This is a genomic window from Moorena sp. SIO4G3, assembly GCF_010692305.1.
Taxonomy (GTDB): domain Bacteria; phylum Cyanobacteriota; class Cyanobacteriia; order Cyanobacteriales; family Coleofasciculaceae; genus Moorena; species Moorena producens_A.
Window position 1 is genome coordinate 1 of record NZ_JAAHIG010000037.1, and the last position, 12484, is coordinate 12484.

The 12484-nt window shown below is 44.7% G+C and carries 9 protein-coding genes and 1 pseudogene; all 10 read left to right on the forward strand.

The window, feature by feature from the left end; genetic code table 11:
- A pseudogene (locus F6J99_RS09560) lies at window positions 1–2564 on the forward strand (hypothetical protein); the annotation flags it as partial.
- Window positions 2565–2710: 146 nt separating this feature from the next.
- Complete coding sequence (locus F6J99_RS09565) at window positions 2711–3847, forward strand: glycosyltransferase family 4 protein (RefSeq protein WP_293112721.1); 1137 nt, start codon at window positions 2711–2713, stop codon at window positions 3845–3847.
- Between the two features lie 206 nt (window positions 3848–4053).
- Window positions 4054–5205: a glycosyltransferase family 4 protein gene (locus F6J99_RS09570; RefSeq protein WP_293112722.1), complete on the forward strand. Its 1152-nt coding sequence runs from the start codon at window positions 4054–4056 to the stop codon at window positions 5203–5205.
- Window positions 5206–5889: 684 nt separating this feature from the next.
- The gene (locus tag F6J99_RS09575; RefSeq protein ID WP_293112723.1) at window positions 5890–6504 is read left to right on the forward strand and encodes a hypothetical protein; all 615 of its coding nucleotides are present in this window, start codon (window positions 5890–5892) and stop codon (window positions 6502–6504) included.
- 50 nt (window positions 6505–6554) lie between these two features.
- Window positions 6555–7028 (forward strand): hypothetical protein, encoded by a 474-nt coding sequence (locus F6J99_RS09580; protein WP_293112724.1) that lies wholly within the window; start codon window positions 6555–6557, stop codon window positions 7026–7028.
- A 243-nt stretch (window positions 7029–7271) separates the two neighbouring features.
- On the forward strand, window positions 7272–7496 hold the full coding sequence (locus F6J99_RS09585; protein WP_293112725.1) for a hypothetical protein: 225 nt from the start codon (window positions 7272–7274) through the stop codon (window positions 7494–7496).
- 334 nt (window positions 7497–7830) lie between these two features.
- Window positions 7831–8523, forward strand: coding sequence for a hypothetical protein (locus F6J99_RS09590; protein WP_293112726.1), 693 nt, complete (start codon window positions 7831–7833; stop codon window positions 8521–8523).
- Window positions 8524–8764: 241 nt separating this feature from the next.
- The gene (locus F6J99_RS09595; RefSeq protein ID WP_293112727.1) at window positions 8765–9004 is read left to right on the forward strand and encodes a hypothetical protein; all 240 of its coding nucleotides are present in this window, start codon (window positions 8765–8767) and stop codon (window positions 9002–9004) included.
- Between the two features lie 484 nt (window positions 9005–9488).
- Entirely contained in the window at window positions 9489–12215 is a 2727-nt protein-coding gene (locus F6J99_RS09600) for a hybrid sensor histidine kinase/response regulator (RefSeq protein ID WP_293112728.1), read from the forward strand.
- A gap of 123 nt (window positions 12216–12338) precedes the next feature.
- The gene (locus F6J99_RS09605) at window positions 12339–12464 is read left to right on the forward strand and encodes a hypothetical protein (RefSeq protein WP_293112729.1); all 126 of its coding nucleotides are present in this window, start codon (window positions 12339–12341) and stop codon (window positions 12462–12464) included.
- Window positions 12465–12484: the final 20 nt, after the last annotated feature.

The following is a 12484-nucleotide window of genomic DNA, read 5'->3' on the forward strand; positions in this document are numbered from 1 at the left end:
TGGAGGGTGGGGAGATGGGGAGATGGGGAGATGGGGAGATGGGGAGATGGGGAGATGGGGAGATTTTTATTAAGCGATGCAGCGCGGTCTTGGGAAGGCAGCGCGGTCTTGGGGGTTCCCCCCATGAGCGACTGCCGTGGTTTCCCCCACTCGCTATTGCATCAAGACAGGGTAATTATCCCGACATCATATTACAGTCTTCAACCTTCAACCTAATAACCTTCAACCTTCAACCTACCCTACACCGAACGCCAAAGGCGAACAACCTAATAACCTTCAACCTTCAACCTTCAACCTTCAACCATCTAACCTTCAACCTTAAGTCTTCCGTCTTCAGCCTTTTAAATAGTTTCGAGTTCAGGGAAAAAACTATGTCAATACGTATCTCCGAATGGCAATATGCTGCGATTGTTCCTGTGATCGCTGTTTTGGTAATAATTGCCCATTCTGTGATTAGCAACAATGACACTATAACCGCTGAATCCAACCCAAGCCAACGCTTGACTTACACTACCTCTTGGATCGGTAATACCTATGGTCCCGGAGGTGAGCTTCCCGGCAAGGATAAACATGTCCAGCTATCGATTTTAGCGATGGCTGTAAGTCCCGATGGTACGGTTTATGCTAATGCTCCCTGGGATGAAGCTGGTAGAGAAGGGGGGGTTTATAAAAATGGTGATGTTCTTGGTCAACTGGATGCTACCCATGGCTGGGGACGATCGGGGGGAACTGCGATCGCAGTGAATGATAACTATATTTACATGGCGATGAGACAAACGGGTCGCTATGGCGTAGGATATCCCAATTCTGATGATAAATGGTATTGTGTTCGTCGCTATAACAGAAGTAATTATAAAGGAGCAAAATTTAAGGGGGGTAATGGCTATGATAAGAGTATGTTGATTATCAATACTAATCAAGGTTTGATTCGGGGAATTGCAGCAGATAATAGTCGCTTATATGTTAGTGATACCCCTAACAATAAAATCAAAGTTTATGATGCCCAAACCATGAAACCGGTTAAAGAATGGTCAGTAAATCAACCGGGTAAGTTAGCCTTAGATAAAACTGGCTCCTTGTGGGTTATCCAGAACAAGACCAATAAGATCCTTAAGTTAAATATAGAAACGGGCAAAGTTCAAGGTAAAATTGATTCGGTTCGCATCCCTACAGCTATTGTTGTGGATAATCAAAATCGCCTATTAGTAGGAGATGGTGGACCTGATAACCAGATTAAAATCTTTAAAAATCTAGACAGCAGTGGAAATCCAACTCCTGATGGAACCTTTGGTGTTAAAGGGGGAATCTACGCCGGAAGTCCTCAGGAAATTGGAAAAATTAGACCCTTACATTTCAATTCCATTACCGGGATTGGAGTCGATCAGGATAATAATATTTATGTCGCCAGTGATCCCAGTCGGATTTACGCTTGGCAAGCCGGTGGATTAACCGTGGATAGCTACAAACTGGATGGCACTCTCAATTGGAAATTGCAAGGTCTCTTATTTATTGACATTCCTGATATTGATCCAGCGGATGAAACTGTTGTTCATACGAAAAATCAACAGTTTAAACTAGATTACAGTAAATCATCAGGTCAGGAATGGACTCATGTCGCCCATACCGTTAATCCCTTTAAGTATCCTAATGATAATCGGATTAAGAAGACTATCAAGCATAATGCTGGTGCTATGATTCGCCGGGTTAAGGGTCGGAAGCTGATGTTTACTAATAGTATGTATACCGAGTCAGCTGGTATCCATGTTTATCGGTTTAATCCGGCAACTGATGGGGAAGTCGCTATTCCCACTGCCTCATTTTGGGGAAGTCAATTAGATTATCGCTATTGGCAAGATAAAAACGGTAATGGACAAGAGGAACAGGCTGAACAAGGTGAATATAATCAAGGACAAAATTATCGGGCTTGGGCATTTTGGCCTGATGATGACGGTAATATCTGGATAGGTACATCAAGAAACGGGATTAAAAAACTATCCCTTAAACGGTTTGATGCCTACGGCAGCCCGATTTACGATATTAACCAGCAACAATCCTTTGAAATGCCAAAGGAATTTCAAATTATTCAACGACTTGAGTATCATCCGAAAACCGATACCATGTACATTGCTGGATATTCCCCAACGTTTAATACCAGGGGTGATTGGGGATTGATTGGTAACAGAGCTGTTAAATATATAAATTGGAGTCAAGCGCCACAAAAAGCCGGTGAAATAGTCATTTCTTACAATCAAACCTCCGAAGGAGTCAGACCAGATTTACCGAAAAGTATGGCTATTTCGGGAGACTATTTATTTGTCGGCTATGTCGATAATAGTTTTGAAAAATATCCTAATCGATACCCTAAAGTGCGAGTTTATGATTTTCGCACAGGTCAAGAGATTGGCAAAATAAATCCCGGCCCAGAAGTCAAATCAACCACAGGTTGGCTAGATGTCCCGATGGCCTTAAGAGTAGTGCGAAGAAAAAATGGAGAATACTTGCTATTTGCTGAAGAGGATTTTTACGCTAAAGCTTTAATGTACCGCATAAAGATGGACCCCTAATATCAAGTCTGCTCGAAAACTACTTCTTCCCTCCCCCCTCTCCCCACACTTCCCCCTCTCCCCACACTCTACTCCCTACTCCCTACTCCCTACTCCCTACTCCCTACTCCCTTTGCTATAACAAAAACTATCGAGGCTATAGTACTGTGAAAACACTTCAAATTGGTATGGGTTGGTTCCCTGAACAAGCAGGAGGACTCAACCGAGTTTATTACGATTGCACTCGTTACTTACCCCAAGCTGGTGTAGAGATGCGTGGCTTAGTGGCAGGCTCAACCGCTGTATCTGAAAACTCCGGTGGTCAAGTCCAAGCCTTTGCTAGCCATGAATCTCCTCTCTGGCAACGCTGGAGCGGTATCCGACAGACGATGCATCGAGTGCTGAAGGAGGAAGACTACCCCCTAGTAGTGTCCCACTTTGCTTTATATACCTTTCCAATCCTCGATCAATTAGACAGTCGCCCAATGGTGATGCACTTCCAAGGACCTTGGGCATTAGAAGGGCATGTAGAAGGCAGCAATACCGTTGCGACTCGGTTAAAATGGATGCTAGAGCGGGTGACTTACAGACGGATAGCCCAGTTTATCGTACTTTCTGAGGCTTTCCGTAACACCTTGCACCGAGAGTATCATATCCCACTAGAGCGCATTCACATCATTCCTCCGGGGGTTGATACCGAGCGTTTCGACACCACCATTACACCCCAGGAGGCACGGTCAAAACTAGGCTGGCCTCAAGATCGACCAATTATCTTAGCTGTGCGACGGTTAGCTAAACGCATGGGCTTAGAAAATTTAATTGCAGCAGTGGACCAGGTGCGTAAGCGCTATCCAGACGTCCTGTTACTGATAGCGGGTAAAGGCACACTGATGCCAACCTTGCAAGCACAGATTGAAGCATTAGGACTGACTGACCATGTCCGGTTGTTGGGTTTTGTGTCAGACCAAGATTTAGCCCTAGCTTACCGTGCTGCCAGTTTCTCAGTTGTGCCAACCGTGGCATGGGAAGGCTTTGGTCTGATTGTTATTGAGTCCTTAGTGAATGGAACGCCAGTTCTAGGAACACCTGTAGATAGTATTCCAGAGATTTTACAGCCTTTTTCGGAAGACTTATTGTTTGAAGGGACTTCTGTTGATCAACTTGCTCAGGGCATGATCGAGGTATTTTCTGGTCAGCGTCAACTACCTAGCTCTGAGGCTTGTCAAGCTTATGTTCATGAGCATTACACTTGGCCAGTGATTGCTCAACGAATTAAATCGGTCTATCAAGCTGCTATAAATTAATCAACATTTATAGCAATTTTTAATTAGGTGAGGTACGTTTATTATTGCTTTTAGGGATAATGCAGCTTCAGAGCATGGAGCTTCAGAGCAAGAATAAAAATTAAAGTGCCTCATTAGACTAGTAAATCATAGTGCCGAGATCAGTGATCAGATTAGTCTGTGAGCTTTTGCACGTTTGAAACACTCTTTTTGAACTACCCACTCTTATGAAGCGCCGTCGAGTCCTTTTTGTCGATCATGCCGCCGTTTTGGGCGGAGCTGAGTTAAGCCTGCTGGATCTCGCAACTGCCTACCGGGACACCAGCGAAGTACTACTGTTTGCCGATGGCCCGTTCCGGGAACGGCTCGAAGCTGCACAGGTGAAGGTCAAGGTTATACCTGCACCCCAAGCCATCTTATCCGTAAGGAGTTCAGGGGGACTCAGCGCCGCTCTCAAGGCATTACCTCCCCTGTGGTGGATGGCTTGTCGAATAGCAGCAGTTGGACGTGAGTTTGAGCTAGTACACGCCAACTCCCAAAAAGCTTTCATTGCTGCTGCGATCGCAACCTTGATGGGCGGTCCTCCCGTGGTTTGGCACCTGCGAGATATTGTGACCGCACCACACTTTAGCTCCCTCAATCGTGCCATAGCCGTTTTCCTAGCTAATCGTCTAGCATCTCAAATATTGGTCAATTCTCGTGCTACTGGTCAAGCCTTTATCACTGCTGGGGGACGTGAAGACCTAGTAACACTGGTTTACGGCGGTATTGCTTCAGACCCCTTCGATAAGCTGGTATCGGATCAATCCGCTCAAATCCGTGACCAGCTAGGCATTGGTGATGCTCCACTTGTTGGTTTATTCAGTCGGCTATCTTACTGGAAAGGTCAGCATATTTTACTAGAAGCCTTACAGGAACTCCCCAATGTACACGCGCTGTTGGTTGGTAAAGCCCTATTTGGTGAAGCAGAATACGCCTCACGGCTCGAAGCTATGGCTGCGGCACCAGAACTTGCTGGTCGTGTTCACATGCTGGGATTTCGCAATGACGTGCCAGCATTGATGTCTGCTTGCAATATTGTACTCCATACCTCTACTGAACCGGAACCCTTTGGTCGGGTGATTGTCGAGGGTCAGTTGGCAAAACGACCCGTCGTTGCTGCTGCTGCTGGTGGTGCAGTGGAGTTGATTCAGGATGGCGACACTGGTCACTTGGTAACGCCAGGAGATCCAGTAGCACTAGCTAAGGTCATTGGTAAATTGCTAAGTGATCCAAGCGCTGCAGATAGCCTAGCCGAGCGGGGTTATATCCATGCTAAGTCTACTTTTTCCCTGGAATCCCTGTTGATGACCTTTGACCAAGCTCTGAACAAGGTATAGCGCAGCGCTATACCATCAATCCTAGTTTCACATCTGATTTGAAAACGCTATAAACGCCAGGGTAAGGGCAAGAATCAATAAGGCATAATTTTTATAAAAAATATTGAAAAAAAAATGCAATAATGATGATGCTCAAGGCTTAATATTGTCTTAATCCTTGCCCTATATAGCATTTATAAATAGGTCATGAACAATCTTGCTGATTCTTGATGCAGTGGCTCATGGGGAGGGGCTGCGTGGGTCACCTGCGTCCGCACCTTGAAAGCCCCGTGGAACGGCAGTCGCTCATGGGGGAAACCCCCGCGCTTAGGTGCGCTTGACCCGTAATTAAATTCGCCACGGGTCGCACCTCTGCCTCCCCAAGACCGCGCTGCATCGCTTTTTCATAACATCGAAAAATCCTCCAAGCTCTTTCCTGCTGCTGCCTGCTCCCTCTTTAGATCAATCCGAAGTATGACTGCCTGATACATCAAGATGTATCAGGCAGTCAGTTTTATTAACTAATTAATAGCAAGAGGTATGTAAATTGCTATCATAACGGTCAACTAAGGATTAAGAAAATATTAACTTGTGAAGATCTTGATTATTGCACTTTATTATCAATATTGTTAAGGATAATACCTATAAGTATTCATTCTTACGCTTACCCTGCTACTGATCAAGCTCTAAATTGCTTGCTTAATCATGGTGCAACCATCCATTGAATCACATACCTCAACTTTTCCCAGATCGATTGACATTGCCACTGTGTGCGTCTACGGCATTGGCATTCTATCTGCTGGTCTATTCCTGTTTTTACCTGTTGTTAGTTTGTTAAGCCCTAGCCCCTGGCAACGGACAATGGGAGCTATCCATGGGTCTGCTGCGATGTTAGCAGTGCTGGTTATTGCCTATGCAGGACATCTGGCTTTTCCTTTGTTAAGAGGGTCTGCTAAGATCTTGCCCCAAGTCCGCACATTGACCTTTTGGTCATCTTGCTTAGCTTTTTTGGCAATCGTTTCTGGTAATTGGGCCTATATGCGCTACCGTGCTCCTCTGGGGGGTGCGCGCGCCTGGATCAGAGAAAATACTCCGCTGGTCCATTACCTATTCATGGAGTATCACGAATTTACAGTCCTGTTTACTCTGCCCCTAGGAGTTGCCTGCACCTGGGTTCTCTGGAAATATGGCGACTCAATTTTAGAAAAGAAAAACCGTCCTGTACTAGCAGCTACCAGTATTGCCTTGATGGCGATGATGTTTTTCGCCCTGGGTGGTTTTATTAGCGGACTCAATGTCGCTAAAACCCATGGTCTATAGCTGTTTTTTGTTTTTAAAATTCTTTCTCTGTAGAATATTGCTCAAGAAAAATGTCTCAACACTCCTCTCAAGACTTTTCTAGTCAACCTCTATACAGCAAATTTTGGACACAGCTTAAACAATTTCCAAAGGGTTTAGCCTCTGGCTCTAAATCTCCCCCAACGCTCTCTGGACCAGCAGCAGCAGCATTGATTAGCGCTGCATTTAGTTGTTTCCTGTTGATGGTTAACCAACACCTAACATCCATTTACAAAGTTTGGAACAAAATTGTTTGGGATCTAGGGGGTTGGATTCCAGGCAGTCGGAATCCAGATCCAATTTATGGCGAGATCGGCAGCTACTCTGGCAAAGAAACGGTAATGCTAGTAGGATGGCTTCTCAGTTGGTTCATCTTGGCTCAACTTTGGCAGAATCGCCAAGTCCAGGCAAAGACCCTGATATTTTGGCTATTTACGTTCATCGCCGCTGCCACAATTATGAACTGGCATCCGATTTTTCCCTATTTACCGCTCATGCCTAAGTAGCACTGACATATCTAACACCGCAGTAAGGATTCAAGCCTTAGTGCTCAGCCGTCAGCGCTCAGCCGTCAGCTTATTTTATTCAAAAGTACCGATCTAGTAGCCTGGCCACAGGTCTTTGGCTGAAAGCTGAATACTGTTCGCGTAGCGTGCGCATAGCGCATAAGCTGTTCGCGTAGCGCATAAGCTGAATGCTTACACACGGCACATATGTGACAAGATTACAGATTTGACAAAAGAGGTATTATGCAACAAACAACAACAAAAGTTACGCTCACCAAAAGAACAGTATCGATCCAGGAACTACATAAGTATGTAATTTGGGGTGTTGGTATCTGGATCATCTTTGTATTGACCTTTGTGAGCGCCTACTATCGAGTGAGTAAAAGTGAAAAATTTGACGGCCTGCCGTACAAAACCCTCACAGATGAAGATTCCCAAAGACCTGCTGAATCTTATCCAAATAACTAAACCCAACATCCTGTCCTGGGTGCGGCAATAGCGCACTCAGGTCTAGGTGTAAAAAGTTGCGCTAGCTCAATCACAATCTGTGGCAGGTGTTGCTGAATTGAAGTGTGAATGCGCGATCATTTGATTTTGGTAAAGCCCCGGTTGGTTAGGGCTTTCAGCGTGTTAATTGTTTCGCCAGCGGTATCAAAATTAAGGGGCTAGGGGAGCACAATCATAGCCATAATCAGCAACACCATGAAGTCAAAACAACAACAACTTAATGACCAATGACTAATGACAAATGACACATGTCAATAAAATTTAGATGCGTTTGCCCTGGACTAATTACTGACTTATGAAAAAAAGGAACAGCATCAAAGGGTTTAGTTTTATTAGTTCTGCTGTTGTCGCCTTAAGCCTTGCTCTTGTGGGATTGCAAAGCTCGTCCCCAGAAGCAAAAGCACTTACGATTGAGGGTGACTCTACTGGCGCAGAACTATTGAGTGCTTTGCAAAAAGGGGGTCATGTCATTTATTTTAGACACGGAAATGCGGTCAGAGATGTGCGACCAGATGCGATTGACCAATTGCCTGACCAGTTTCAAGAGTGTTTAGATCCTGGACGACCCTTAAGTGCGGATGGTTTGGTCGATATGCAGAATGTTGGAGAGCATTTTAAACAGCTCAACATCCCTGTAGGTAGAGTCCTGGCAAGTCCGGCTTGTCGCTGCATCGAAACACTTTGGTATGCTTTCAATGAGGATGTGGCGGAGATCGAAGTTGTCAAAAGCCTAAACGCTATTCCAGACACACCCAGTTATGATCCAGTAGGGCTTTGGAAAAATCTTCATGAGATGCTACAGACAGTCCCCAGGGTAGGGACGAATACGGTTTTATCTGCCCACAGTACAAACATTAAGGCTCTAACAGGTTTAAAGGTCGCTCAGGGAGAAGCAGTAGTATTTCGACCGGATGGGAAAGGGTGGTTTGAGTTAGTGGCTCGCATCGAACAAGATGATTGGCAATCGCTTCCTCCAGAAATCAGATGAAGTAAGAAGGCGACAAACTCGGAGATGAAAGCAACCCTTGATCCCACGAGTGTGAGACTATGCCTACAACCTCCCGATGGCGGGAGGTTGAGTAAGCTTCCCCACGGCTGGAAGCCGGGGGCTTTCCCGGATCCCAGAGCGTGTTGGTTTCAGTAGCCCTAGCAGACTTAACGCGCCTAAACTCGAAATTGATTGAATTTAAGGGTTAAGCGCCGAACCTCCAGGCTGGCTTACTCTACGAATGCGAGGGATTGCTCGCATTCGTAGCTTCTACAACCGAGTCAATTCTCGGACAGCCCCAATACTTCGTTTTACGTATCACTCGCCGATACTAACCTACTGGCTTAGCCGTTTCTCCGAAGAAGAAGAGTGCCCTGCCTATTTCAGTCTATTTTTATTCTACAACAAGATTCTGACTATTCCGGAAGATTTATTAGCCAACCTCGGGCTTTGCCCGACGCTACGCGAACAAGGGTATTGAACCCTTGACCTTTGGTCACGCTCCGCGAACGGTTGGCTACGGGGGATTATCCCTCCCTATGCCATTAGGCAAGGGCTTCTCATCCCTCGAGCCCCCTATTTTTGGTGAATCTAATCCTCTACGCGATTGCGCACTGGCGCACGCTACGCGAACGCCCATAATTCCCCAACTCGCAACTCCCCAAACGGGGTTTTCTCAATAGGCGGAAACCGGCCTTTAGAATTAAACTGTGATTGATGTGATGGATTGTTCAAAAAGCGTTCGGGAAACGGTTCTTTTGGAACATTGCCAGTGAGTGAAATCATACCGTGATTTAGCAACGCCGGTAAAAAAAGCTGGTATTTCGTTCTTTTTTTGGGGAAAACTAAGATCAGAGCAATCCTGATCACGATCTCATCGTCAACAGCCGATTGCTAGCAATACCATGATTTCAGTTTGGCTGGAATCTATCTCAAGGTTGAACAGCAATTGTTTTTTCAAAGTCATGACGATGACCATCAAACCCCTCAACCGTTTGGTCTCCAAGGTTTCCCTAGGAACTGTCCTAATTGTCCCTTTTGTATTGCAGATCTTCACAGCGGTTGGATTAGTGGGATATCTTTCCTTTAGAAATGGCGAGAAAGCGGTTAATAAACTTGCACTCCAGTTACAGAGCGAAATTACTAACCGCGTTCAAGAGCATCTGAAGAATTACTTAGAGTACCCTTATATTATTGCTCAAAGTAATATCAATGCTTGGCAGCTCCAACAATTAAGTTTTAACAATCTTGCTGTCTTAGAACGTCACCTCTGGAAACAAGTCAAACTATTTGAGTCTGTTCGTTCTATTTATATTGCAGGCAATCCAGAACAGCTAGAATATGCCTTTGCCAGACGGGAACCAGATGGAACCTTCGTTGTTAGGGACTTCGTCGATTTCCCAATTCGCAATACCTATGCTTTAGACGACCAAGGTCAGCGCACTGAGTTGTTGGTCTCAAAAGCCTTCTATCCGCGCCAAAGACCCTGGTATATCAGTGCGGTAGAGGCAGCTAAACCCACATGGGGCGAAATTTACAACTTTTCCGATGGCAAACTCGGAATCAGTTTCTCTGCCCCTGTTCAAGACCAGGCAGGAAATTTTCATGGTGTTATAGCTGTTGATCTTATTCTTAGCCTGATTAGTGATTTCCTGCGCGGACTCACCATCAGTCCTTCTGGTCAAGTTTTTCTTTTAGAACCGTCAGGAGAGTTAATTGCTAGTTCAACATCTGAACAACCCTTTGTGCTCAGCAATCAAGACAATCAAGCTCAACGACTTAAGGCCACAAACAGTCAAAACCCATTAACCAAAATTACAGCACAATATTTGCTTGAAAACATTGACAATCTTTCCAAAATTGAAGCAGCACAGCAGTTTAACGTTAAGCTTGATGGAGAACGTCAATTTGTCCAAGTTACTCCTCTGAATAACCAGCGCGGTTTGGATTGGCTAGTGGTAATCGTCATACCAGAGTCAGATTTTATGGCGGAAATTAACGCCAATACCAGGCTCTCCATACTGCTGTGTATTTCCGCTCTAATTGTAGCAACAATCATCGGCATTTTTACGGCACGGTGGGTAATAAAACCGATTTTACATCTCAATAGGGCTGCTAAAGACATTGCTAAAGGGAAATGGCATAAAACTGTAACTATTAAGCGCTCTGATGAAGTGGGGGAATTGAGTGAATCCTTTAACCAAATGGCAGTGCAACTGAAAGAATCCTTTGAAACCTTAGAGCAACGGGTGGAAGCACGTACGGCGGAACTAGCAGATGCGAAAGACAAAGCAGAAGTTGCCAACCAGGCTAAAAGCGAATTTCTATCGAATATGAGTCACGAATTGCGCACCCCCCTCAATGGCATTCTTGGCTATGCTCAAATTCTTAAGCGAGAACATAATCTCAGTTCCCGCCAAACCGATGGTTTAGAAATTATCCACAAAAGCGGGATTCATTTGTTGACCCTAATCAACGACATATTAGACTTATCCAAAATCGAAGCCCGTAAAATGGAACTCTACCCCGATGATATCCATTTTAATAACTTCCTCGACAGTGTTGTGGGAGTGATAAAAATGCGAGCGTTAGAGAAAGATATTTTGTTCAAATACCAACCTGAGTCTAACTTACCTATTGGAATTATAGCTGATGAAAAACGACTTCGACAAGTCTTACTAAACTTGTTAGGAAACGCCATTAAATTTACCGAACAAGGTCAAGTTACGTTGGGGGTGAGGGTTACAGAGTCTCACGTTACTACTTCAACTATTTGTTTTGAGATTATTGACACTGGGGTGGGTATGACTCCCCAGCAGTTAGAGAAAATATTCCTACCTTTTGAACAAGTGGGTGATACTCAACGTCGGTCTGAGGGCACAGGTTTAGGATTAGCTATTACCAAGCAACTGGTGGAATTAATGGGTGGTGAACTCAAGGTCGCCAGTGAATTGGGTAAAGGGTCAAGGTTCTGGTTTGAAGTTAGTTTTACTCTGGCAGCTATCAGTGGGGAAACTCAAGCTGAAATCCCCGATAAAATTATAGGATATCGAGGTAAAAAACGTAGGCTATTGGTGGTAGATGACAAACTCGAAAACCGCTTAGTTCTTGAGAATATGCTGGCACCCTTGGGATTTGAGGTTGTCACTGGTGAAGATGGTCAGCAGGAAGTGGAATTGGCTCAGCAAATTCAACCGGATATGATTTTGAGCGATTTAGTTATGCCGCTTAAAAGTGGGTTTGAAGCCATTAAGGAAATTCGTCAAATTCCAGAGATTAGAGAAGTGCCAATTATTGCTATCTCTGCTAGTGTACTGGATATGGATCAGAAAAAGAGTAAAATTGCCGGTTGTGATGCCTTTTTGTCTAAACCCGTAGATGAACCAAAGTTATTGACCTTGTTAGGAAAGTATTTACATCTGGAGTGGGTTTACGAACAGAATGATCAGGTTTCAAATATGAACTCTGAAAACGGTTCAGTAGAGCCAACTGAACTAGTGATTCCGCCACTAGAAGAGATGGAAGTGCTCTATGAGTTGGCGATGTTGGGCAGTATGAAAAAAATTCGGGAGCGAGCTATCTACCTCGAAGAACTGGATCACAAATATATGGCTTTTGCTAACAACCTCAAAGAGTTAGCCCAAGGGTTTCAAGAAGATAAGATTCTTGCCTTAGTGGAACAATATTTGTAATATAGCGGTTTTTAATTTGGTGAGGTACAGAGTTTCTGGTTTTAGGGAATAGGGAACAGGGAATAGGGAACAGGGAATAGGGAAAGAGAGGGAGGTGTGTAATGTATGTAATGCAGGGTATGGGTGGTGAGATGGGGAGATGGGGAGTCAGATGAGCAACGGTTGTGGTTGCCACGGGGCTTTGAAGGTGCGGATACAAGCCTGAGCACACAGCTTCTCCAACGGAAATTCCTATTAAATAGGTACTAACTAGCTTGTCAGTACCTATT